This is a genomic window from Streptomyces sp. NPDC020965 (genome assembly GCF_044333555.1).
In the GTDB taxonomy this organism is placed as follows: Bacteria; Actinomycetota; Actinomycetes; order Streptomycetales; family Streptomycetaceae; genus Streptomyces.
This window is the reverse complement of record NZ_JBIRRE010000003.1, coordinates 762,235-785,376: the sequence shown is the minus strand read 5'-3', so window position 1 is coordinate 785,376 and position 23,142 is coordinate 762,235. Positions and strand designations below refer to the sequence as shown.

The following is a 23,142-nucleotide window of genomic DNA, read 5'->3' as shown; positions in this document are numbered from 1 at the left end:
CGACTAGGACCGCAGCGTGGGCCGTTGGGGAACGCCGCCCGCCACCGCGCGTTGGCGGGGGGCCGCCGTGCCCGTCCAGCAGGTGCCCCGGCGGGAGAGCAGCCGTCGCAGCCACAGTTCGGTCGAGATCAAGTCCGCCAGACCGTCCAGCGGCACCGGTTCGCCCTCCGACGCCGCGCGCAGGGCCTTGCGGACCACCCGCGCCTCCACCAGGCCCGCGTCCGCCAGCAGGGGTGCGTCGAAGAGGGCCATCAGATTCGGGAGCGCGGCGCGCAGGCCCACGAGCGCCTGCCCGGTCGAGGCGGTGGGGGTCGTCGCGCCCCAGCCCGGGGGCAGATCGTGGATGCCCGCGCCCGCGAGGACGGTGCGCAGTATCTCGGCCCGCGCCCCCGGCCGGACCCGCAGCGACTCGGGAAGCTCCCGGCACGCCCGTACGACCTGGTTGTCCAGGAAGGGGGCGTGGAGTCGCTGACTGCGGACCTCGGCCGCCTGTTCCAGGATGCGGTGGTCCGTCGCGTGGCGGGTGAGGGCCGCGCGGGCGCGGGCCTCACCGGGTCGCTGCATGGAGACCGGCCGGGTCGCCGCCTCCATCAGCCGAACCGATACTTCAGCCAGTGCCTCGCCCGTCAGCCAGCGCGCGGCCGGACCCGGCCGCGACCAGGTCAGGGCGGCCAGGGACGCGCCCAACGGCCCCACCCCGCCGCCCCGCGTCCCCGGGCGGTTCGCCTCCAGGAGCCGGTCGGCGGCGGCCTCAAGTCCCGTCCGGTAGGGCGTACGGGCCAGTCGCCGGGCCGCCCGGTACACGGTCAGCGGGATGAACAGCGACTGTGGCGAGGCCCCTTCGGCCCGTGCGAGCGCCGTCGCCGGCCGCATCAGATGGCGGCGGCGCCGGTCGATGAGGAGATCCGCGAGCCGGGCGGGGTGCGCGTCCAGGACCTGGCGGGCGCCCGCGCCGGTGAAGTGGTCCGCGCTGCCGGAGGCCAGCCGGCCGCGATGCCGCTCCCCCAGCACGAGGGAGGGCGCGGGTTCGTCGGTGAGCGGCCCGTTCTCCAGGTTCGCGTACGGCAGCCCCTCCTCGCCCGCCGCCACGACCACATGGTGCAGCCGGGGGTTGGAGGCGATGGCGCGGGCCCGTTCCAGTTCGGCCTCGCGGCCGTCCTCGGTGAGGTCGTTGTAGGTGACGGCGAGGAGTCGCTCGCCCGCGCCCGTGCCGTGTCCGAGTACGGTGCCCGGCACTCCGGGCAGCCCGGCGGCGAGGAGTGCGAGCGTCCCGGACGCGCTGCCGCCGGAGAGGTCGGCGCCGATCCCGGGAGCGGGGGCGCCCCGTCGCGCGCGGCGCTCGGCCGGTCCCATGCCGGGTACCGGACCCGGGTCGGGCGGCATGGTCTCCGGGGCGTGCCGGGGCGCGGTGAGTCTCGCCCGTACGGCGTCGATCAGTGCGTCCCGCACCCCGTCCACGGCCCGTTCGGGGTCCTTGCGCGGCCCGGCGACGGCGAGCGAGGCGACCGGCTCGTACCCCGCGATCTCGCGGGAGCCCTCCCGGAGGATCAGGGTGTGCCCCGGCGGGATGCGTTTGACCCCTTCGTACGGGGTGGAGTCGCGCAGCGCCTCCGGTGTCTCCGGGCAGGCGAGCAGCGCGGCGAGGTGCCCGATGTCGAGCTGGGCCTCGATGAGGTCGGCGAGGGGCAGCGCGGCGGTGGCGTAGGCGGTGCCGTTGGCCCAGGGGGTGTAGAAGACGGGCCGGGCGCCCGCGAGGTCGCCCACGATGGTGATCCGCCGTCCGACCTGGACGATGGCGGTGTAGCTACCGGCCCAGGCGGTCAGGTGCCGCAGTGCCCCGCCGCGCGCGGTGAGCAGTCCGGCCCGGAGTTCCTCGTCGCTGGCGGCGCAGCAGCCGAGGACGGCGAGCCGGGTGGTGGGGGCCTCGCGGCCGAAGCCGGGGGCGGCGTCGACGGTGACGATGCGGATCTCGTCGGGGCGCCAGTCACCGACCGCCCAGAGCGGATCGGGGTCGCCCCAGAGGAGTTGGGATCCGACGGGCTGCACGGCGAGGCCCTCGTCGGGCGAGCCGACGGCGCCGGCCGAACCGAAGTGAGCGGCGATACTGCTCCACCCCACCAACCACCGCATCGCCGCCTCCACAGGCTGTGGACAAACCCTGGCCGCCTGGATTCCTCGGCCGTACGGGAGCACGCTACGCCCGGTCCGGGAGCGCGCCACACCTGGTTGTGCGCAAGGCGCGTCGTGCGCCGTTCGGGAGCGTGCCGCACCCGGCCGTTCGGGAACATGCTGCCACGAAGGCGGCGCACGGGAAGAGGTTCGGGTAGCGCGCCCGCCAGCGGAAGGGGGCGCCGGGGAGGCCGTTTTGACGGTAGTTCAACAGTTACCGTAACGATCGCGCCAACGGCATACAGGGATATTCACCGCGAGAGGGACAGTCGACATTCAGCCAATCTACAAATGTCGACGGGCAGCACAAAGACCGCACAGGCCCACCGAACCAGCGCTCCAGCAGTCCGGATACATCACCATGCGTCCGGATACCGCCGCCCGGGGGCTACCGTGCGGTACGACAGCGCGTCACGACTCTCCCGTACGACAGTCCGGGAGGCGCTGCCACCTCCCGGACCGCTTCGCCGCCCGCGGGGATATGAAGGCGGCGTGTCCCCCAGCCCACTGGTTCCAGTACGCAGCGGGCCGACCCACGCGAGACTCATCGAAACGCCCGCCTCACCACCCGGGCCAGAGCGCACGCACGGGCGCACGGCCACACACCCGGAGCACGCGATGGGGCGTCAACGACCCTTCACGGAGGGCAGGTTCATCGCGCGCCCACCCCGGCGCGCAACAATCTCGCCATCCGGAACACCGCCCCTTAACGGTCGGGATGCGGCGAACTACGCTGTGTTTACTGATGTTCTGAACCGACGGGCATATTCCTCAGGGTTGGGCCAGGCGCTTGTGCGACCGGGACCGGTCGGGGGCGAGGAGCCGCCCACCGGGGACGACTCAGTACGAATGCCGCGCGCGCCGGACGGCGACGCGGCGGCCGTCCGGGTGTCGAGGGGTGGGCCATGACCAGAGAGCTACGCGGGCCGAACGAAAAGCTCGGCACTGTCCTCGCCCTCGCCGGAATCAGCAACGCCGGACTCGCCCGGCGCGTCAACGACCTGGGCGCGCAGCGGGGTCTGACCCTCCGCTACGACAAGACCTCCGTGGCCAGATGGGTCTCGAAGGGCATGGTGCCGCAGGGCGCGGCCCCGCACCTCATCGCCGCCGCGATCGGCGCGAAGCTCGGCCGCCCCGTGCCGCTGCACGAGATCGGGTTGGCCGACGCCGACCCGGCGCCCGAGGTCGGGCTCGCCTTTCCCCGCGATGTCGGCCAGGCGGTGAAATCGGCCACCGAGCTGTACCGACTCGATCTCGCGGGCCGGCGCGCGGGCAGCGGCGGCATCTGGCAGTCGCTGGCCGGTTCCTTCGCCGTCAGCGCCTATGCGACCCCCGCGTCCCGCTGGCTGATAACGCCCGCCGACCCCTCGGTGGAGCGGATCCCGGAGACCGGGGCCGCGGATGACGCCCCCGCCCGCGTGGGCCACAGCGATGTGGCCAAGCTGCGCGAGGCGGCGGAGGACGCGCGCCGCTGGGACTCCAAGTACGGCGGCGGCGACTGGCGCTCCTCGATGGTCCCGGAGTGCCTGCGCGTGGACGCGGCACCACTGCTGCTGAGCTCCTACTCCGACGAAGTGGGCCGCGCCCTCTTCGGCGCCGCCGCCGAGCTGACCCGGCTCGCCGGTTGGATGGCGTTCGACACCGGCCAGCAGGAGGCGGCCCAGCGGTACTACATCCAGGCGCTGCGGCTGGCCCGCGCGGCGGCCGACGTACCGCTCGGCGGCTATGTGCTGGCGTCGATGTCGCTCCAGTCGATCTACCGGGGCTTCGCCGACGAGGGCGTGGACCTCGCCCAGGCGGCCCTGGAGCGCAACCGCGGGCTGGCCACCGCCCGCACCATGAGCTTCTTCCGGCTGGTGGAGGCGCGGGCGCACGCGAAGGCGGGCGACGCGCTCGCGGCCGGGGCCGCGCTGAAGGCGGCGGAGGGCTGGCTGGAGCGGGCCCGGGACGGCGATCCCGATCCGTCCTGGCTGGGTTTCTACACCTACGACCGGTTCTGCGCGGATGCCGCCGAGTGCTACCGCGATCTGAAGGCCCCCCGGCAGGTGCGCCGCTTCACCGAGCAGGCGCTGTCCCGGCCGACGGAGGAATTCGTCCGCTCGCACGGACTGCGGCTGGTGGTCAGCGCGGTCGCCGAGCTGGAATCGGGCAATCTCGACGCGGCCTGCGCGGCGGGCACCCGGGCGGTCGAGGTCGCGGGGCGGATCTCGTCGGCCCGGACCACGGAGTACGTACGGGACCTCCTGCACCGCCTGGAGCCGTACGGGGACGAGCCCAGAGTGGTGGAGCTGCGGGAGCGGGCCAGACCGCTGCTGGTGGCTCCGGCGTAAAACCGGGCGCACGACCCCGGCCCGACTGGTTTAACCGCGTTGTCAGTGGGCCAGTGCACTATCGGGGTGGGAGGTGGCGTGGTGATGACGGTCAGACCTGGCTTCGACTGCGACGTGCTGGTGATCGGCGGCGGGATCGTCGGTCTGTCGACGGCGTATGCCCTGACCCGCGCGGCACCCGGCACGCGGGTGATCGTCCTGGAGAAGGAGCCCGGCACCGCCCGCCACCAGACCGGGCGGAACAGCGGAGTGATCCACAGCGGGATCTACTACCGGCCGGATTCGCTGAAGGCCCGGTTCGCGGTGGGCGGCGCGGCCGAGATGGTGAAGTTCTGCGCGGAGTACGGCATACCCCACCGGGTCACCGGCAAGCTGATCGTCGCCACCGGCCGGGACGAGCTGCCCCGGCTGCACTCCCTGGTCCAGCGCGGCCGGGAGAACGGCATCCCGGTCCGGGAGCTGGGCCCCGCGCAGATCATGGAGTACGAGCCGGGGGTGCGCGGACTCGCGGCGATCCACGTCGGGACGACGGGGGTGTGCGACTTCGGCGCGGTGGCCGGCCGGCTCGCGTCCGCCGCCGAGGCCGCCGAGGCCGAGATCCGCTGCGGCGAGGAGGTCACCACGGTCGACCGCCGCCCCTGGGGCGTCGCGGTGCGTACGGGGGCGGGCACGGTGCTGCGCGCGCGGGCTCTGGTCAACTGCGCGGGGTTGCAGAGCGACCGGGTGGCGCGGCTGGCGGGTGACGACCCCGGGATGCGGATCGTCCCCTTCCGGGGCGAGTACTACGAACTGACGGACCCCTCGCTCGTCCGCGGGCTGGTCTACCCGGTCCCCGACCCGGCCTTCCCGTTCCTGGGGGTGCATCTGACCCGGGGCATCGACGGCGGCGTCCACGTCGGGCCGAACGCGGTCCCCGCGCTGGCCCGCGAGGGTTACAACTGGTCGGTGGTGCGGCCCGGAGAGCTGGCCTCCACGCTGAGCTGGCCCGGTTCCTGGCGGATCGCCCGCCGCCACTGGCGTTACGGGGGCGGCGAGCTGTACCGCTCCCTGTCGAAACGGGCCTTCACGAACGCGGTGCGCCGACTGCTGCCAGCGGTGACGGAGGACGATCTGCGCCGGGCGCCGGCCGGGGTGCGGGCCCAGGCGGTGCTGCGGGACGGGACCCTGGCGGACGACTTCCTCATCCGGGAGGCGCCCCGCACGGTCCATGTGCTGAACGCGCCGTCCCCGGCCGCGACGGCGTCCCTGCCGATCGGCCGGGAGGTGGCCCGCCGGGCGCTGGCCCTGCTCTAGGCGGCGCCCCGGGGGCCGGCCGCTGGGCACCGGAGACCGCTACCCGGGCGGGGGGCACGGTGGCCGGCACGAGTCGCGTGGGCGGGGCGGGGCGGGCGGTACGAGGTCGGGCAGCGGTATCCGGGGCCAGGTCGGACGGCGGTACGGGGCCGGGCAGCGGTATCCGGGGCCAGGTCGGACGGCGGTACGGGGCCGGGCAGCGGTATCCGGGGCCAGGTCGGACGGCGGTACGGGGCCGGGTGGCGGTACGGGGCCGGGTGGCGGTACGAGGTCGGGCGGCGCCCCGATGAAGATCCGACAGTCCGGGGTGCTGGAGCCGGGCGCCGGGCCGGCGCGGACTCCCCCGTTAGAATCAAGGCACTGTGTCCAAGCTCCGAAACCCCACCCCGAACAGCGAACCCATCCGTGACCGAAGCGCGCCGCGCTTCCCCGGAGGGCCCGTCGCCGACCCCGCCGGATCGCATCATGAACGGCGGATCCGCAGCTTCCAGCCACGCCGCAGCCGGGTCACGACCGGCCAGGAGGACGCGCTGAAGCGGCTCTGGCCCGTCTGGGGCTTCGAGATCGACGGACACGGCGTCCTCGATCTGGAGGAGATGTTCGACGGGCTGCCCGTCGTGCTGGAGATCGGTTTCGGGATGGGCGAGGCCACGGCCCAGATGGGGGCCGACTCCCCCGGCACCGGCATCCTCGCCGTCGATGTGCACACCCCGGGGCAGGGCAATCTGCTCGGTCTCGCGGAGCGGAACGGCCTGTCCAACATCCGGGTGGCCAACGGTGACGCGATCATCCTCCTTCGCGAGATGCTCCCGCCCCGCTCCCTGGAGGGTCTCCGGGTCTACTTCCCCGACCCCTGGCCGAAGAAGCGGCACCACAAGCGGCGGCTGATCCAGCCCGAGTTCCTCACGCTCGCCGCCCGCTGTCTGAAGCCCGGCGCGGTGCTGCACTGCGCCACCGACTGGGAGCCGTACGCGGAGCAGATGCTGGAGGTGTTGTCGGCGCATCCGGAGTTCGAGAACACCCGGGACGACGGCGGTTTCGCCCCGCGTCCCGCTTTCCGGCCGCTGACCCGGTTCGAGGGCCAGGGTCTCGACAAGGGTCACCGGGTGAACGACCTGCTGTTCCGTCGGGTGGCCCGGGACGCACCGCTCGACCAGCACGAGCACGACCAGCAGGAGCAGGACCCGCAGGAGCAGGACCCGCAGGGATAGGACCGGCAGGGGCCAAAACAGGACCGGACTGACCAGGACCGGACTAACCAGGACGGACAGGTCAGGGCCGGATGGGTCAGGGCCGGATGGGTCAGGGCCCCCAGGGCCAACGGCCCCGGGGGAAGTCGACGGCCCGGTAATGGCGTCGCCGGTTGTCAGTGGGCGTCGTTAGGGTCATGAGGTGTCCGAGCCGGTCCCGCAGCACCCCGTCCAGAGCCACCAAGGCGCCCAGGAGGCCCCCGCCGACCCCGCCCACCCCGCGCGGCCTCCCCAGCCCCAGCACCATGCCCACCCCGCCGTCCCGGCGTTCCACCAGCAGCCGCGGTTCGACGCCGTGCCCGAGCGGGCGCGCTGGCGCTACAAACCCCGTCGCGCCTTCCGCCTCTGGCACAGCAAGGCGATCCGCGCCGGCATCCTGATCACGGTCCTCGCCCTCTGCGCGCTGGTCATCCTCGCCCTCGTCCGCGCGCAGACCGGCACCGAGGGATTCCTCGTCGGCCTCGGGCTCGCCACCCTGCCCGTCCCCCTCCTCCTCGCCGCCTTCCGCTGGCTGGACCGGGTCGAGCCCAGCCCCTGGCGGAATCATCTCTTCGCCTTCGCCTGGGGCGCGTTCGCCGCCGCGCTGGTGGCGATCCTGGCCAACTCCTTCGCGACCCGCTGGATCGCCACGGCGACCGCCGACCCGGCCGGCGCGGACACCCTCGGCTCCACGGTCGTCGCCCCGATCGTCGAGGAGAGCGCGAAGGCAGCGGCGATCGTGCTGATCTTCTTCTTCCGGCGGCGGGACTTCACCGGGATCGTGGACGGAGTCGTGATCGCCGGCTTCACCGCCACCGGTTTCGCCTTCACCGAGAACATCCTCTATCTGGGCACCGCCTTCGGCGAGGACCAGGACCTGGGCTTCTCGGGGCTCCCGTCGGTGACCGCCGCGACGTTCTTCGTGCGGATCGTCATGTCACCGTTCGCCCATCCCCTGTTCACCGTCTTCACCGGCATCGGCTTCGGGATCGCGGCACTGGCCGGGCGGCACCAGCGGATCCGCCGGATCGCGCTGCCGCTGCTCGGTCTCGTCCTGGCCATGGGGGTGCACGCACTGTGGAACGGCTCCGCGTCGTTCTTCGGGCCCTGGGGGTTCTATGTGGTGTACGCGGCGTTCATGCTTCCCGTCTTCGCCCTGCTGACCTGGCTGACGATCTGGACCCGACAGCGCGAGCTGCGTACGATATCCACCGAACTGCCCGCCTATGCCATGGCCGGCTGGCTGACCGCCGCGGCTCCGCAGGCGCTCTCCTCGATGAAGGCCCGCACCCTCGCCAGGGACTTCGCCCGCCGTGCGCACGGCCCGGCGGCGGCGCACGCACTGCTGGAGTATCAACGGTTCGCAACATCGCTGGCGTTTCTGCGCCACCGCGCCCGGCGCGGTACGGCCGGCCCGGACTTCGTGGCGCGCGAACAGGAATTGCTGCACCACATGTGGCAGCGGAGGGAGCTGGCGGGACCGGCCCTGACGTACGCGGCGCGGGCGACGGGCCGGGTGTGGGTGCCGCCGCCGTACCGGGATTACGAGGGCTACAACCCCTACCGACGCTGACCCAGCGCCGAGCCGACGGGACCCTGCCGAAGCTGAGCCACCGGGCCGGCCGGCCGGGACCGCGGCACGAAAGAACCGGCGGCCCTGGCGTCGGGGGGTGTGCGCCAGGGCCGCCGGGGTACAGGGACATCACACGAACGACGCCGGTGGTGTGGGCGCCGGAGTGCGGCTTTCAGCGGTACGAATCTCGGTGACACGGCCGCTGGTGACACGCCGTTGGTGACACGACGGACGGTATCGCGGGCGGGCGCACAGAAAACCGTACGGGCGGACCGTACGGAATCAGGGGTTCAGGTTCTTGCTGCGCAGCCAGGCCATCGGGTTCATCGGCGATCCACCCGGGGTGAAGACCTCCATGTGCAGGTGGTCGCCGGACGAATTGCCCGTCGATCCGACCCGCCCGACATTCTCGCCCGTGGCCACCTTCTGGCCCGCACCCACGCTCATCGACGACAGGTGCGCGTACCAGATCTCGGTGCCGTCGTTCAGCTCCAGCACGACGCGGTAACCGTACGAGCCGGAGTAGCCGGCCGACTTGATGGTGCCGGAGCCGACCGCCTTGAGGGGGGTGCCCGCTGAGGCGGAGAAGTCGAGACCGGTGTGCTGGCCCGACGACCAACTGGACCCGGACTGACCGTAGGTGGCGGTGATCAGGTAGGAGGAGAGGGGCATCGTGTAGCTCTTCGCGAGCCGCTCGGCCTCGGCCTTCTTCGCGGCCTCCGCCTCGGCCTTCTTCTTCGCCTCCGCGGCGGCCTTGGCCTTCTCCTTGGCCTTCTTCTCCGCCTCCGCCTTGGCCTTGACCTCCGCGGCGCGCTCGGCGGCGGCTCTCGCTTCGGCGGCGGCCTGGGTCTGCTGCTGTTCGGCCTGAAGGAGGATCCGGGAACGCAGCGCCTCGCCGGTGCCGGACTGCTCGGCGCCGACCTCCTGGGTGGCGAGACCCATCGCGGCGAAGGATGCCTTCTCGTCCGCCTCGGCGGCCTTCGGCTCCTCCTCCGTGGACATAAATGCCCCGACATCGGGAAGAGATATGGAGACGGCGGGCTTGTTCTGAGCGGTGGCGATGCCACCGGCGCCGACCGCGGCGATCACACCGACGCCGAGGACCGTGGAGCTGCGGGCGAAGCCGCCGCGCTGCTTCATGACCCGCTGGCGGTGGCGCCCACGCACCGGGACGGTGTCCGCGGTGGGGTTCCACTCCCCGGTCGACCGCGCGGCTCCGTCTTCACTGAAGACGCCAGTCGTGGGGGGTGCTTCCGGGGCAGGACTGTTTGACGCCACTGAGGCGTGCTCCTTTCCTTCCTTCTCGCCTACCGGGTTAGCTGACGGGTTCGGAGCAGGAAGGTCTCCTACGGGTGTCGTCCGCCGCGAGTAACTCGACGGAAGACGCCCGATTCACCCCAATTGGTGGTTCCCCGGTTCCCTTGCGGAATTCGGCGCTCGCGCACGGCGCCGTCCTGACGACGGCTGGGCGACCGCGCTGCGTTATCGAACGTTAATAGACACGGGGACTATATTCCAAGCTGTTCCGGTTGATCATTAACACCTTCGGGTGGGTCTAACCGGGACACAAGCGGCCGGATTCGGGCGACTTGCTTACACCTCGGAGAACCTCACACTCTTGATGGTTCGTCAAATGTTATGCGGAGGGCTGCACTTCAACTACAGCGTGTTGCCTCCGCATGCGCCCCCGGGTCCGGCCCCTCCCGCCGCCGCGGGGCCTGCCCCGGCGCTCCTTCGACAGACACCTCGGGAGACACCTCAGGAGAGCCCTCGGGAGACACCTCGGGGGCCGATTCGGGGGACACCTCGGCAGCCGGCCCGGCGGCTGACTCGGCAGCCGGCCCCGGGGGACCCTCCGAGCCCTCCTCGGACGGCCTGGCCACGGCCAGCAGCGCCATATCGTCCGTCGCGCCCCCGCCCGTATGCCGCCGTACGTCCTCGACCAGGACGTCGAGCAGCTCCCCCGGCCCCGCGAAGGACCGCCCGATGAGCCACGCGGCCGGATCGTAGAAGACACCCCGGGCATCACGCGCCTCGGAGAGCCCGTCCGTGTAGAGCAGCAGAGTGGCCCCCGGGGGCAGCGGATACTCCTCCGCCCGGTCCGGCCAGGTCGCGATGTCCACCAGGCCCAGCGGCAGCGCGGGCGTGCTGGGGGCCAGCACCACGAGGGAACCGTCACCGAAGAGCAGCAGCGGTTCGGGGTGGCCGCGGTTCACCAGCCGTACGACACCCGCCCCGTGCGGGATCTCGGCGAGTACGGCGGTGGTGAACCCTTCCTCGGCGTCGAGGGTGTCCCGCCGCTGGGCCTCGCGGATCATCGACCGCTCCAGGCGCGCGGCGACGTCCACCAGTGACCGCTCCATCTCGGCGGCCTCCCGGAACGCCCCGATGGCCACCGCCACCGCCTCGACGGCCCCCAGTCCCTTTCCCCGTACGTCTCCGACGACCAGCCGCACCCCGTGGGAGGTGTCCTGGACGGCGAAGAGGTCGCCGCCGATGAACGCGTCCGCGATGGCCGCCTCGTACCGCGCGGCGATCCTGAGCCCGCCGATCCGCTCGGCGGGAGTGGGCAGCACGGCCCGCTGCGCGGTCTCCGCGATCACCCGGGCCGAGGCGAGCCGCTCGCTACTGCGCTGGATGACCCGGTTGATCAGCAGCGCGAGCCCGGAGACCGTGATCACGGTGACGGTCTCGGTGTACGACGTGGACGCGTACACCGTGTCCTTGTAGATATGGAGGCCGATCACGCCCAGGGTCGCCGCGATCCCGGTCAGCAGGGTGGTGAGCCAGGAGAAGAAGGGAGCGGCGATCAGCGGGGCCGCCGCGAACATCGGCGAGGCCGTGAACCCCTTGGGGGTCAGGGCGTCGAAGGCGACCGCGCCGACGATCATCAGAGCCGGCAGCATCCGGACGAAGCGGCGGGCGCCGTAGCCGTTGGGCTGGTCTCGCTGCGCCAAGACTGCCCTCCTGCCCGGTCCGGCGACGGCCACGGTCACGGCTTCCGCGCCCCCCTCATGCTGGCGGCACCGGCGCCGGGCGGCGAGCCACCGCGGTCCAACTGGGCGATACGGGGATGTGCGGGCCCCGCAACCGCGTGCAGACAGGACGGGCGGGGGTCCGGAAACGATCTGGGCCCGGCACTCGCAATGAGTGCCGGGCCCAGATCTTCAGTAGCGGGGACAGGATTTGAACCTGCGACCTCTGGGTTATGAGCCCAGCGAGCTACCGAGCTGCTCCACCCCGCGTCGTTAAACCCAACTCTACGCCATCCGGAGCATGGCCCGCGCCACTCCCGCCCCCATGGGCACCCGAGTGGCGCGGGTCACCGTCATCCATGGAAATTCATGACGCTACGGGGTCACTCGGCTACCCATCGCTCAATTCCCGCTCCCCGTAGCTCCGCATCGCGTCGCGGACGAACTCCGCCGTCCCCGCACCGTGCCGGTCGTACACCGCACGGAAGCGCTCATCGGCGACATACATCTCGCCCAGCCCGATGAAATGGCTCTTCGACGGCGCATCCATGACCGAAAGCCATGCGTACTGACGTCCGGCGATCCTCTGCACCTCGTCGCTGTCGGCGGCGGCACCCGCCGCCAGTGCGCGGGCGAAGTCCTCGGCGATGGCGGTCTGCTCCTGGTGGAACGCCTGCTTCCGCTCATCGCTCAGCGAACGCCACCACTGGTCGCTCCGCCGATAGGAGTCCCGCCCCCAGCGCTCGGTGACCTCCTGTTCATAGGTCGTGTGGTCAAAGCCGTCCAAGACTTCCTCGGCCATCAGTTCCTCTCCTCTCTCCGTCTTGTGGAGAGTGGTCCGCACCGAGGCGATCAGCCGCCCGACGCGTTCGCGTTCCTGTTCCAGGAGTCCCAGATGGGCCCGGAGCGCGGCGGCGGTGTCCCGCTGCCCTTCCAGCACCTCGGCGATGGCGGGCAGCCCGAGGCCCAGCTCGCGCAGCAGCAGGATCCGTTGCAGCCGGACCAGCGCCTCCGGGCCGTAGTAGCGGTAGCCGTTGCTCCCCACCCGGCTGGGTTCGAGGAGTCCCAGCTCTCCGTAATGCCGCAGTGTGCGGCTCGTCGTCCCGGCACGCCGGGCGATCTCCTGGATCGACCACTCCATGACCTGAACGCTAGAACTTGACGTTGCGTAAAGGTCAAGCCTGGGCCGATCGGCCGATCCGTACCGGTCCCGGACACCGGTCCCGGCCGGGGTGTCAGCGGGGCAGTCGGGCCGCGCGGGTCCGCAGGTACCGCGCCTCGGGCTCGCTGAGTGTGCCCCGCGCGGCGAGCCGGTAGGCATCCCGCGCGCCGTCCGTGTCCCCCGTCTGCTCCAGCAGGTGCGCGCGTACGGCGGCCAGCCGGTGGTGCCCGGCCAGCCGCTCCGCCAGTCCCGCGACCTCGGCGAGCCCGGCCTCGGGCCCGTACACCTTCGACACGGCCACGGCCCGGCCCAGCGCGGCCATCGGCTCGGGGGTCTGGCGGACGACGAGGTCGTACAGGGCCAGGATCTGTGGCCAGTCGGTGGCGTCCGCGGTCGCGGCCTCGTCGTGGAGGGCCGCGATGGCGGCCTGGAGCTGGTACGGGCCGGCCGGACCCTGCCGCAGCGCCTGCTCCACCAGGTCCACGCCCTCCCGGACGGCGTCCCGGTCCCAGCGGTCCCGGTCCTGTTCGTCCAGCGGGATCAGCTCGCCGGAGGGGCCGGTGCGGGCGGCGCTGCGGGCCTCGGTCAGCAGCATCAGCGCGAGCAGTCCGGTGACCGCGCCGTCCTCGGGGAGCAGCCGGCGTACGGAACGGGTCAGCCGGATCGCCTCCCGGGCCAGGTCGGCGCGGTGCAGCGAACTGCCCGATGTGGCCGTATAGCCCTCGTTGAAGATCAGGTACAGCACCTGGAGCACGGCGGAGAGCCGCTGGTCGCGGTCGGCGGGCTCGGGCGGCCGGAACGGCACCCCGGCGATCTGCCGCTTGGCCCGGCTGACGCGCTGGGCCATCGTCGCCTCCGGCACCAGATGCGCGCGGGCGATCTCCGCAGTGGTCAGACCGCCGACGGCCCGCAGGGTGAGGGCGATCTGCGCGGCCGGGGTGAGGACCGGGTGGCAGCAGAGGAAGAGCAGTGTGAGCGTGTCGTCGTCGGTGGGGGCGCGGCTCTCCCCGGGGCCCGGGGCCGTGTGGGCGTCGCGCGGGGTGAGGGACGCGGCGGTCTCCTCACGACGGCGGCGGGCCTCGTCCGCGCGGAGCAGATCGATGAGCCGGCGCGCGCCGACCTTGATCAGCCAGCCGCGTGGATTGTCCGGGACACCCTGCCGGGGCCACTGTTCGGCGGCGGCGAGCAGGGCCTCCTGGACGGAGTCCTCGGCCGCGTCGAAGTGTCCGTACCGGCGTACCAGCGCACCGAGGACCTGCGGCGCGTGGTGGCGCAGCAGGTCCTCGGTCTCGTCCGTGCGTCTCATACGGCCGGGAGTGTCACACATCGCCTCCGCCGGTGCCCTGGAGGGGCCGGATGACGATGGGGTAGTTGACCGCCCCTGCCGGGATCGGACAGAGCGAGATCCTGGTGGCGATCTCGGTGACGCGCTCCAGACTCTCGCAGTCCAGGACCCAGTAGCCGGCGAGGACCTCCTTGGTCTCGCCGTAGGGACCGTCGGTGATCACCGGCCGTCCCTGGGGGTCCACCTCGACCGTACGGGCGCGGGCGGGCTCGGTGAGCCCCTGGGCGTCGACCAGTTCGCCGGACTCGGCGAGGTCGTTGTCGATGGCACCCATGAAGTCGAACATCGCCTTGAGGTCGCTCTCGCTCCAGGCCGGGCTGTTCGGGGATGCCTGGCCGGCCATTCCCGCGTACTCGGCCTGGGTGCTCTGGACCATCACCAGATACTTCATGACATCGCTCCTGTGGATACGGGGTCGTCCCTGGTGGGCGACTCTCACAGGGGACGTCGGAGCAGGTGCCGGGTTCTCGACACGTGCCGGGAATGTTTTCCGGATTTTTTTCTCCGGGGCCCGGCCGGAGTCTCGGTGATCCAGCGCGCTCCGGATCGATCCGGAGCGTATCCGGTGCATCCGGCGCGTATCCGGGTGAAACGCACTACTGGACGGCGCCGAGGACCTGGGTCACCGGGGCGGTCAGCGGGAGGAGGTGGTTGGGCACCTCCATCAACTGGTTGAGCTGGTTCAGCTCCCTGAGCTTGCCGAGCTGGTCGAGCGAGGTGGCCCCGGCTGCCGTCTGCTCGGTGGTGTGTCCCGAGGCGGCGGCTCCGGAGACGGCCATCGCGGAGGCTCCGGCGGCGAGGGCCACGGCGGTGAGGATGCGCTGAGTCTTGGTCATGCCGGGGACAACGGTCGGGGCGATCGGGGGTCACGGGCCGGGGCACGGGATGACCCGCAAGGACCGCGGGGGTCGGGTGGTGTTCGGCCGACCGGGGGCGGCGGGGTGTTCGGTCGGGGCAGGTGCGGGTCCGGGGGGCGGCACGGGGGGCCGGGGCGCGGCGCGGGCGGGCGAGCGGGCGAGGAGTCGGCGGGGCGGGCGGATGCGGGTCCGAGGGGCGGCGGGGCGGCGGCGGGCGCGGGGGTTGGGGTTGGGGTTGGGGACCGAGGGTTGAGGGGCGGCGGGCGCAGGGTCGGGTGCAAAGGCTGAGGGGCGGCGGGCGCGGGACCGGGGGACACGGAGCGCGGGCGGGGTGAACCCACGCGCCCATCCGGCGCAGTTGTTCGGTTCACTGATCCACTTCAGGGTGATGGACGCGTATCCCCGTTGACGTGATCAAGAATCTGTCGCGGGCCGCCACGGCCGTCGCGCTCGCCCTACTGCCCCTCTCCCTCTCCGTCCCGGTCTCGGCCGCCCCCACCACATCAGCCACATCAGCCACATCCGGCGCTCCCATCGCGTCCGCCGCGTCCGTCGGCTCGCTCGGCTCGCTCGGGCGGGCGCCCGAGACCGTGCCGATCACGGTCGGGGTCAGTCGGCTCTCCGTCGTGGTCGAGGACCGCACCGGCTACGAACGGGACTCGTTCCGCCACTGGAACGCGGGACTGAACCTCACCGACGGCTGCAACACCCGGGCGGAGGTCCTGATCGCGGAGGCGGTCACGGCACCCACGGTCGGCGAACGGTGCGCGCTCACCGGGGGCTCCTGGTTCTCGTACTACGACAACCAGACCGTGACCCCGGCCGGCTCCCTCGACATCGACCATATGGTCCCCCTCGCGGAGGCATGGGACAGCGGCGCCTCGGCATGGACGGCCGGGCGCCGCGAGGCGTACGCCAACGACCAGGGAGCCGCTGCGTCGCTGGTCGCCGTCACCGCCCGCGCCAACCGGCAGAAGTCCGACCAGGACCCGGCCCAGTGGCTGCCCCCGGCCGCCGACGCGCTCTGTCGGTACGTGTCCGAATGGACCGCGACCAAGCTCCGTTGGGGCCTGACGGTGGACGAGACCGAGCAGGACCGGCTGTTCGCGCTGGCGACGGAGTGCTCGGGGACCACGGTCACTTACGAGCCCGTACCGTAAATCTCACGAACTGACCCACTTCGGCAGCATCGCGGAGGGTGTGACGGGCCCCCGGCCGTCGCCGTGTTGACGGCGGCCGGGGGCGGCGGCCGAGGACGGCGGCCGGGGGCGGCGGCCGGATGTCACGCCGTATGGCGGCCCTGGACCGTCTCGTCGAAGTACCTGATGACCGCGGACCGTCCGCCGCGCAGGCCCTGCACCGCGCCGGTGACGTCCGCCTTCACCCGGGCGGTCCAACTGCTCGAACGGCCGTTGTTCTTCCGGTTCTCGCGGATGTCCATCCGGTTCATGATGGGGCGGAGCATGAGGGTCAGCTCCGTCATGAAGTTCATGGCGTCCCCGAACCAGTTGAGCGCCTCCGCCCGGGACAGCTCCCGCGTCTGGAGCCGCGCCTTCGCCTCCTCCATGTCGAAGGCGTCCATCCGCTTCATCACGACGACGGACGGATGGTCGTCGGGCGCGTAGTGGTCGGTGGTGTCCTCCAGCGCCAGATAGATGCGGAAGAGCGCGTCGTCCACCATCTCCAGCGAGGCGAAGACCGGGGCGAGCCGGCCGATGTCCGCCACATGGGCCACCGGCAGCCGCGTCACAGAGCTGTCCGGCTCGGCATCGGCCGGCTCGGCGACGGCCGGCGCCGGCTGCCCCCCGTCGTCCCTGACGACCGTCAGGGGGAAGGGACGGAAGTCGGCCCGGCCACCCCCGGTGGCCCCCGGGTGGAGGGCACCGGTGAGGATGCGGAGAACGTCGGTGTCGGGATCTTCCAGGAGCTGATCGAGGAGGTACTGGGCGCCATTCGGCTCGTGCCGGTGCGGTGTGAGGTCACTCATGTGCGTCCCTCTGTGTCAGTTTCCGGGGTGATGACGAGACGGGACCCGGGTCGGTGGGGCTGGTGCGACATCGACGGTGCGACCACGGGACGGTGTAGCGCATCGGGCGGGAGAAGTGAGGCGATCGCCCGGTGTGCCGCGGGCTCGTGTGTCGTCGGCGGGGTTCTCGTACAACCTCGACGGCCATGGCGGACAACTCCGGGGAGTCTGCTCCGCGCAACCGTCGGGCCTGGGGTTTCTACGGCTCACCGCTGATTTCATCCCGTGTTCGGATTGTTCGGCAGCCCCTTCCTGTGACGAAACATTGGCCTTGGGCGATCTTTCAGGGTGGGAAGTGTGTGCGTAGCTTGAAGCGTTGGTCTTGGAGGGGCGGGTGGGATGGCGGGGCGACGAGAAGTACCGGTGGACCCGGGAGCCGGACCGGTTCAGCGGTTCGCGTACGAGTTGCGAAAGCTGCGGCGGGACGCCGGCGGCCTCACCTACCGGGCGATGGCGCGGCAGGCGGGCTACTCGGTGACGACACTGTCCCGGGCGGCGGGGGGCGAACAACTGCCCTCGCTTCCGGTGGCCCTCGCGTATGCCGTGGCGTGCGGCGGCGACGAGGGGGAGTGGGAGGCCCGGTGGCGCACGGCGGTGGAGGAGAGCGCCGTCGAGCAGGCAGAGGGGGAAGAGTGCACGGATCCGCCGTACCGGGGACTGGCTCGGTTCGAACCGGGGGACCGGGGGCACTTCTTCGGCCGGGACCAGCTCGTGGACGATCTGTTGGCACTGGTCCACTCGCGGCGGATGGTGGCCATCGTCGGCGGGTCGGGGAGCGGGAAGTCCTCTCTGTTGCGCGCCGGGCTCATCCCCCGGCTCCAGGAGGGCGATCTCCTGCCGGCCGCGATCCGGATCCTCACACCCGGCGAGCACCCCGCCCGTACTCATGGCGATGTCTTCACCCCGAGCGAGGCGCCCGGCGACACGATCGTCATCGTCGATCAGTTCGAGGAGGCGTTCACCCTCTGCACCGATCCGGCCGAGCGCGCCCGCTTCATCGGTCTGCTACTCGGGGCGCTCGCCCCGGAGAGCCGGCTGCGCGTCGTCATCGGCGTCCGCGCCGACTTCTACGGCCGCTGTGCCGAGCACCGGCCCCTGGCCGACGCCCTGCGCGGCACCGGACTCCTCGTCGGACCCATGACCCGCGCCGAACTCCGGGAAGCGATAACCCGGCCGGCCAAGGCCCATGGACTGACCGTCGAACGCGAACTGACCGCCCGCATCATCGACGAGATCGCCGACGAGCCCGGCGCGCTCCCCCTGATGTCGCACGCACTGCTGGAGACCTGGCGCCGGCGTCGCGCCCGTACCCTCACCCTCGACGCGTACGAGGCCACCGGTGGCGTCCAGGGTGCCGTGGCCACCACCGCCGAGGCGACGTTCGCCGGCCTCTCCGCCGAACAGGCCCGGCTGACCCGCCGCATCCTGCTCCGGCTGATCACCCCCGGCGACGGGGCGGCCGACACCCGCCGCCCCATCGACCGCCGGGAGCTGGACACCCCCCGGTCCGACGAGCGCCGGGAACCGGACGCCCAGCCGGCCGGGGACACCGCGCTGGTGCTGGAGCGCCTCGCCGCCGCCCGGTTGATCACCCTCGACCAGGGGAGCATCGACCTCACCCATGAGGCGCTCATCACCGCCTGGCCGCGCCTGCGCACCTGGATCGACACCGACCGCCAGCGGCTGCGCGTCCACCGGAATCTCACCGAGGCCGCCCGCGCCTGGGACGACCTCGGGCGGGATTCCGGGGCCCTCTACCGGGGGCTCCGGCTGGCCGAGGCGCGGGAGGCGTTCCGAGCGCTCGACCGGCTCGCGGAACTCACCCAACTGGAGCAGGACTTCCTGGTCGCCAGCCGCGCGGGGCGCACTAACGAACGACGCCGCAGAAACGTTCTCACCAGTGCGATCTGTCTATTGCTCGCCTTGACGCTGCTGGCCGGAGTCACCGCCTGGCAGCGCAGCCAGGCGGGCGAACAGCGGCTGGCTGAGGCCACCTCACGGCGAATCGCCTCCCTCGCCGACACCATGCGTTACGACGATCCGCGGACCGCCATGCGGCTGAGCGTCGCGGCCTGGCGCATCCACCCCACCCTCGAAGCGCGCGCGGCGCTCCACGGTTCCCTGTCCCAGCGCGAACACGACTCCGTGAGCCTCCCCAGGTCCCGGGTGGAGAGCCAGGTGCACCTGAGTTTCGACGGCAGGAAGGCGGCCGTCATCGACGCCGGCGACAAGGCCCACGTCTGGGACCTGGAGAACCGCGAACCGGACCAGACCGTCCAGCTCGCACACGGGGAGGAACTGGTGCCCATCCCGTTCGTACCGCCGCATCTGCTGACGAGGGTGGACGACCGGTGGCACCTGCGGAACATCGTGTCGGGCTCGGTGCACCCGCTCCCCTTCGGCCCGACCGAGACCTTCAACATCGTGGGTTCGAACGGAACCGTCTTCTTGTCGGCGGCCAGGGATTCGGTCAGCGTGTGGGACGTACGGAAACCTCGCAGGCTGTTCCACCGCGCGATCCCGGTCCGGCGCGCGATGCTCAGCGCGGACGCCCGGATCGCCGCCTTCTGTACGACCTCCGACCAACTGGAGGTGTGGGACGTTCGGCTGAACCGCCGGATACCCACCCCCGAAGCGGCGGCACTGTCACGGCTGGCCTGCGACACCCAGGGGACCGGCATACAGATCGAGTCACAGGCGCGGCGGCTGATCATCACCGCCGAGGAGCAGATCAGGATCTGGGAGCTGGACCGGGGCAGGGCCCTGCGCCCCATCCCCGTCACCCGGATGAACCCGTCCGACGTCAGCGACGACGGACGGTTCATCGTGACTGCGAACGAACAGGAACTGGCGGTCTGGCGGGTCGACCGCCAGGAGGCGCCCGTCTACCGGTACGCCTTGAAGGGCGGCACCCTCGGGGAGCTGACGCTGGACCCGGAAGGCAAGGTGGTGCGGTACATCGAGCCCCACCCCACCTCCACGGTCCGTACCCTTTCCCTCGGCAACGCCCTCGACCCGGCCTGGCACCCGCGGGAGCACGAGACACCCCCCGCGCGGCCGCCGCTGCCCACCGCCGTGACGGAGGACGGATCACCCGTGGTGGCCGGCCCGAAGGGCAGCGGTCGCCTGGCGCAGGGCAACAGGACGGGCTGGGTGACGATCCTGGACGCCGACCATCAGCCGCTCGCCAGCTTCGCCGCCACCTCCACGGCCACGGGGGCTCCCGAACCCGAGGGCGTGCGGGCCCTCGCCTACTCCCCCGACGGCCGGATCCTCGTCTCGGGGGGCTCCACCGGGACCGTACGGCTGTGGGACACCGCATCGAACCGGCCACTGGGCGGTCCCCTGCTCACCTCCGGGGACTCGGTCGTCTCGCTCTCCTTCAGCAAGGACGGGAAGACACTCACCGTCGACGGCGACCACACTCCGCCGCGCACCTACCCCGTCGATCCCGATCGGGTGGCCGACGCCGTCTGTGAGCGCTCCGGGGGCGGTCTCCACGCGGACGAGTGGAAGCAGCACATCTCGAACCTGCCCCACCGGAAGACCTGCTGAGTGAGGCGGGGGCGACGGGCGGGGCGAATTGGGTGACCGGGGGCGGGGTGCCGGGGGGTGATGGGGGCGGCCGAGGGCAGAGGGCTGATGGGGGCGGCCGAGGGCAGAGGGCTCAGATCGCGTAACGCCACGTGGTGAGCATGTGCGCGCCGTACCAACTGCCGAAGAGCGTCGCTGCGGTCAGGGTGACGACGACGGTACGGGTACGGGCCCGGCTCAGCCCGTGGGCGAGCGGCAGCAGGAAGACGAGCGCGGGAATGACCAACCGCAGCTTGGAGTGGTAGTAGTTGCTCTGCCCGAGGGCCACGACCAGCATCACGGTGCCGTAGACGAGCAACGGGGGCCAGGCGCCGCGACGCCAGGCGGCGAAGGTGGCGCAGACGGTCGCCAGCAGGAGTACGGCGGTGCTGACCGGCACCCAGCCGTCCCCGCGCAGCAGGGTGTCGCGCACGAAGTCGACGAAGGCGGCGCCGTTGTCCCAGCGGGTGCCCCAGCCCGCCTCCTGTATGACGAACCAGGCGTTGAGCTGCCCGGACCGGTTGCCCACCCAGAGGAGATAGAGCGGAGTGCCGGCGGTGGCCAGGCCGAGACCGATGAGCGGGGGCCAGGCGGGGCGGCGCGCCCGCCGCATCTCCAGGACGACCGCGACCGCCAGGGCGACGACCAGGGCGAGGGCCGCGGGGCGGGTGAGACCCGCCAGCAGGCCGAGCACACCGGCCGACAGCCAGTGGCGGCGGTGGGCGGCGAGCAGGGAGGCGGCGGCGAGGGCGAGGAAGAGGGCCTCGCTGTACGCCATGAGGAAGGTCAGCGCCATGGGCTGCGCACCGGCGAGCAGGGCTATGGCGATGGTCGCGGTGCGCGCCCCGTACAGCGGGATCAGCAGTCGGTGTACGGCGAAGAGCGCGGCGATCAGGGCGAGATGGGCGACGATGACGCCCGCGGTGCCGGCGTCGAGGCCGGTCAGTTGGTGCGTCCAGCGGGTCAGCAGCGGGAAGAGCGGGAAGAACGCGAGGTTGTTGCCGGTCGGTTCGCCGTCGGGGTTGTAGGTGAGGCCGTCGGGATATCCGTCGGTGGCTATGGAGAGGTAGAGCAGTCCGTCCCAGGCCAGCAGCCGATCGCGGACGGTGGGGCCGTCGGGGCCGGTCATGACGGCGAGGACCAGGAGGTGGACGACGGTGCTCACGGCGTAGACCGTGAGGACGGACCAGGCGGTACGGGCGGTACGGGCGGTACGGGCGGTACGGGGCGAGAACGAGTCCGGGGCGGCGGCGTGCTCCGCTCCCGTACCCCGGCTCCCCTCTCCCCAGCCGTCGCCCTCACCTTCCCGGGCGCCTTCCCGGGCACCGCCCCCACAGATGTCCCGGTGGTCGCCGTCCCGGTCGCCTTCCGGGTCGCCTTCCCTGCTGTCGTTCTGGCCATCGCCCCGGGCCTCCGCGACCTGGTCGCCCTCTCCCCGGCCGGCCGGCCGAGCGACGGGGGCAGAGGCGGGGGTGGGGATGGAGGCGACGATGGCGGGGGTACGGGTGACGTCGCTCTCTGTCTGGTTCACCATCGGCTCCTCGTGGGTCGGCTGCTACGGGCCTGTGTCCGCAGGCCGCGACGGGGTGGACGGAACGGTCACGGTGAGACGCGCGTCATCCGGGGAGGCGTCCGCCCGGGGGGCGTGACCGCCCAGGCCCTGTCCGGGCCGCCAGACCCGCCCCCCGGGCGGATGACGCCACTTTGAAGACACTCCCTAGGGCGACCGGGTGGGCCCGGCCCCGGTGGTCGCGGTGGTCGGGTCCGGTTCGCCGGTGCCCCTCGGCGGCCCCGTCGACGGCGGAACGGTCCGGCTCGGCACCGGCGTCGGGAGTCCGAGCGAGTCCTCGGGCAACGGCGCCGGCTCGATCGGCACCGTCGCGGGCACCGAAGGCGGTACGGGCGCGGGAGCGGCACCACCGAACAGCACCAGCACCACGGAGGCGACCGCGCACAGCGCGCCCGCCCCCGTCACGGCCAGCGCCCGCCGGCGCCGGCGATCGCGCGCCCTGGCCGTGATCGCCCGGATGTCCATGGGCCGCGCCCGCTCCGCGGCGCGCCCGGCGGCGTACCGCAGCTCGTCCGCCACCCGGTCGTCGTACTCAGGCGTCACGGCTCTCCCCGGTGTACGCGTGGTGGTCCAGCTCCCGGGCGAGCTTGGCGCGCGCCCGCGAGAGATGGGTCTTGACGGTGCCGGTGGCCAGCCGGGTCTCGGCGGCGATCTGCTCGACGGGAAGGTCGCAGACGTAGAACAAGGCGGCGCACTGCCGCTGGCGGAGGGGCATCCGGCGCAGCGCCCGTTCCAGATCGACGAGGCCGGGCCCGGGTCCCTCGCCTGACACCGGGTCGCCGCGCCGCTGCCAGGCGCGCTGTCCGCGCACCACGCGCCGCCACCGGCTGATCGCGAGCCGCCAGGCGACGATCCGTACCCATGCCTCGGGCCCCAGGTCCCGTTGGAGCTGCCGGCGCCGCCCCCAGGCGCGGATGAAGGCTTCCTGCACGACGTCCTGGGCCTCGTGGAAGTCGCCTGTCATCACATACAACTGGCCGGTGAGCCGGTGGACCGATCGCGCGTAGAACTCGGCGAACTCCTCCTCGGTCAACGTCGGC

The 23,142-nt window shown here is 72.2% G+C and carries 17 protein-coding genes, 1 tRNA gene and 1 riboswitch; of the genes, 6 read left to right on the top strand and 12 right to left on the bottom strand.

Going from position 1 to position 23,142, the window contains the following annotated elements; all coding sequences use genetic code 11:
• Positions 1-3 precede the first annotated feature (3 nt).
• Complete coding sequence (locus tag ACH4S7_RS13875) at positions 4-2,130, bottom strand: asparagine synthase-related protein (RefSeq protein ID WP_398521333.1); 2,127 nt, start codon at positions 2,128-2,130, stop codon at positions 4-6.
• A gap of 944 nt (positions 2,131-3,074) precedes the next feature.
• Here ACH4S7_RS13875 and ACH4S7_RS13870 point away from each other — a divergent pair.
• The 4 genes from ACH4S7_RS13870 (at position 3,075) to ACH4S7_RS13855 (ending at position 8,594) form a co-directional block, all read left to right on the top strand.
• On the top strand, positions 3,075-4,499 hold the full coding sequence (locus ACH4S7_RS13870; RefSeq protein ID WP_398521332.1) for an MFS transporter: 1,425 nt from the start codon (positions 3,075-3,077) through the stop codon (positions 4,497-4,499).
• An 84-nt stretch (positions 4,500-4,583) separates the two neighbouring features.
• Entirely contained in the window at positions 4,584-5,792 is a 1,209-nt protein-coding gene (gene lhgO, locus ACH4S7_RS13865) for an L-2-hydroxyglutarate oxidase (RefSeq protein WP_398521331.1), read from the top strand.
• A gap of 362 nt (positions 5,793-6,154) precedes the next feature.
• Positions 6,155-7,003, top strand: a complete 849-nt coding sequence (trmB, locus tag ACH4S7_RS13860) for a tRNA (guanosine(46)-N7)-methyltransferase TrmB (RefSeq protein WP_398521330.1) — start codon at positions 6,155-6,157, stop codon at positions 7,001-7,003.
• A 181-nt stretch (positions 7,004-7,184) separates the two neighbouring features.
• Positions 7,185-8,594 carry a PrsW family intramembrane metalloprotease gene (locus tag ACH4S7_RS13855; RefSeq protein ID WP_398521329.1) on the top strand — a complete coding sequence of 470 codons (1,410 nt, stop codon included), beginning with the start codon at positions 7,185-7,187 and terminating at the stop codon, positions 8,592-8,594.
• A 282-nt stretch (positions 8,595-8,876) separates the two neighbouring features.
• Here ACH4S7_RS13855 and ACH4S7_RS13850 read toward each other — a convergent pair whose 3' ends face one another.
• The 7 genes from ACH4S7_RS13850 to ACH4S7_RS13820 form a co-directional block, all read right to left on the bottom strand.
• The gene (locus tag ACH4S7_RS13850) at positions 8,877-9,872 is read right to left on the bottom strand and encodes a M23 family metallopeptidase (RefSeq protein WP_398521328.1); all 996 of its coding nucleotides are present in this window, start codon (positions 9,870-9,872) and stop codon (positions 8,877-8,879) included.
• An 11-nt stretch (positions 9,873-9,883) separates the two neighbouring features.
• A riboswitch (cyclic di-AMP (ydaO/yuaA leader) is annotated at positions 9,884-10,040 on the bottom strand.
• A 209-nt stretch (positions 10,041-10,249) separates the two neighbouring features.
• Positions 10,250-11,551, bottom strand: a complete 1,302-nt coding sequence (locus ACH4S7_RS13845; RefSeq protein ID WP_398521327.1) for a PP2C family protein-serine/threonine phosphatase — start codon at positions 11,549-11,551, stop codon at positions 10,250-10,252.
• Positions 11,552-11,765: 214 nt separating this feature from the next.
• Positions 11,766-11,839 (bottom strand) — tRNA-Met (locus ACH4S7_RS13840).
• 121 nt (positions 11,840-11,960) lie between these two features.
• Positions 11,961-12,710, bottom strand: a complete 750-nt coding sequence (locus ACH4S7_RS13835; RefSeq protein WP_398521326.1) for a MerR family transcriptional regulator — start codon at positions 12,708-12,710, stop codon at positions 11,961-11,963.
• A 94-nt stretch (positions 12,711-12,804) separates the two neighbouring features.
• Complete coding sequence (locus tag ACH4S7_RS13830) at positions 12,805-14,037, bottom strand: RNA polymerase sigma factor (RefSeq protein WP_398521325.1); 1,233 nt, start codon at positions 14,035-14,037, stop codon at positions 12,805-12,807.
• Between the two features lie 13 nt (positions 14,038-14,050).
• Positions 14,051-14,467: a YciI family protein gene (locus ACH4S7_RS13825; protein ID WP_398521324.1), complete on the bottom strand. Its 417-nt coding sequence runs from the start codon at positions 14,465-14,467 to the stop codon at positions 14,051-14,053.
• A gap of 205 nt (positions 14,468-14,672) precedes the next feature.
• Entirely contained in the window at positions 14,673-14,912 is a 240-nt protein-coding gene (locus tag ACH4S7_RS13820; protein ID WP_398521323.1) for a hypothetical protein, read from the bottom strand.
• A 431-nt stretch (positions 14,913-15,343) separates the two neighbouring features.
• Here ACH4S7_RS13820 and ACH4S7_RS13815 point away from each other — a divergent pair, with 431 nt between their 5' ends.
• The gene (locus tag ACH4S7_RS13815; protein WP_398521322.1) at positions 15,344-16,093 is read left to right on the top strand and encodes an HNH endonuclease family protein; all 750 of its coding nucleotides are present in this window, start codon (positions 15,344-15,346) and stop codon (positions 16,091-16,093) included.
• A 122-nt stretch (positions 16,094-16,215) separates the two neighbouring features.
• Here ACH4S7_RS13815 and ACH4S7_RS13810 read toward each other — a convergent pair whose 3' ends face one another.
• Positions 16,216-16,920, bottom strand: a complete 705-nt coding sequence (locus ACH4S7_RS13810; RefSeq protein WP_398521321.1) for a hypothetical protein — start codon at positions 16,918-16,920, stop codon at positions 16,216-16,218.
• 378 nt (positions 16,921-17,298) lie between these two features.
• Here ACH4S7_RS13810 and ACH4S7_RS13805 point away from each other — a divergent pair, with 378 nt between their 5' ends.
• Positions 17,299-20,514 carry a helix-turn-helix domain-containing protein gene (locus tag ACH4S7_RS13805; protein ID WP_398521320.1) on the top strand — a complete coding sequence of 1,072 codons (3,216 nt, stop codon included), beginning with the start codon at positions 17,299-17,301 and terminating at the stop codon, positions 20,512-20,514.
• Between the two features lie 112 nt (positions 20,515-20,626).
• On the opposite strand, the gene ACH4S7_RS13800 is transcribed toward ACH4S7_RS13805, so the two are convergent.
• The 3 genes from ACH4S7_RS13800 to ACH4S7_RS13790 form a co-directional block, all read right to left on the bottom strand.
• Positions 20,627-22,066: a hypothetical protein gene (locus ACH4S7_RS13800; RefSeq protein ID WP_398521319.1), complete on the bottom strand. Its 1,440-nt coding sequence runs from the start codon at positions 22,064-22,066 to the stop codon at positions 20,627-20,629.
• Positions 22,067-22,249: 183 nt separating this feature from the next.
• On the bottom strand, positions 22,250-22,645 hold the full coding sequence (locus ACH4S7_RS13795) for a hypothetical protein (RefSeq protein WP_398521318.1): 396 nt from the start codon (positions 22,643-22,645) through the stop codon (positions 22,250-22,252).
• A complete protein-coding gene (locus ACH4S7_RS13790; protein ID WP_398521317.1) occupies positions 22,635-23,135 on the bottom strand; it encodes a SigE family RNA polymerase sigma factor in 501 nt (166 codons plus the stop codon). The genes ACH4S7_RS13795 and ACH4S7_RS13790 overlap by 11 nt, the downstream gene beginning before the upstream one ends.
• Positions 23,136-23,142 lie beyond the last annotated feature (7 nt).

What these genes read in the sequence shown, in the direction of transcription:
- ACH4S7_RS13875 (WP_398521333.1), bottom strand. Translation starts at nt 2,130, where the DNA reads ATGCGGTGGTTGGTGGGGTGGAGCAGTATCGCCGCTCACTTCGGTTCG.
- ACH4S7_RS13830 (WP_398521325.1), bottom strand. Translation starts at nt 14,037, where the DNA reads ATGAGACGCACGGACGAGACCGAGGACCTGCTGCGCCACCACGCGCCG.
- ACH4S7_RS13805 (WP_398521320.1), top strand. Translation starts at nt 17,299, where the DNA reads ATGGCGGGGCGACGAGAAGTACCGGTGGACCCGGGAGCCGGACCGGTT.
- ACH4S7_RS13820 (WP_398521323.1), bottom strand. Translation starts at nt 14,912, where the DNA reads ATGACCAAGACTCAGCGCATCCTCACCGCCGTGGCCCTCGCCGCCGGA.
- ACH4S7_RS13800 (WP_398521319.1), bottom strand. Translation starts at nt 22,066, where the DNA reads ATGGTGAACCAGACAGAGAGCGACGTCACCCGTACCCCCGCCATCGTC.
- lhgO (WP_398521331.1), top strand. Translation starts at nt 4,584, where the DNA reads ATGACGGTCAGACCTGGCTTCGACTGCGACGTGCTGGTGATCGGCGGC.
- ACH4S7_RS13825 (WP_398521324.1), bottom strand. Translation starts at nt 14,467, where the DNA reads ATGAAGTATCTGGTGATGGTCCAGAGCACCCAGGCCGAGTACGCGGGA.
- ACH4S7_RS13835 (WP_398521326.1), bottom strand. Translation starts at nt 12,710, where the DNA reads ATGGAGTGGTCGATCCAGGAGATCGCCCGGCGTGCCGGGACGACGAGC.
- ACH4S7_RS13870 (WP_398521332.1), top strand. Translation starts at nt 3,075, where the DNA reads ATGACCAGAGAGCTACGCGGGCCGAACGAAAAGCTCGGCACTGTCCTC.
- ACH4S7_RS13810 (WP_398521321.1), bottom strand. Translation starts at nt 16,920, where the DNA reads ATGAGTGACCTCACACCGCACCGGCACGAGCCGAATGGCGCCCAGTAC.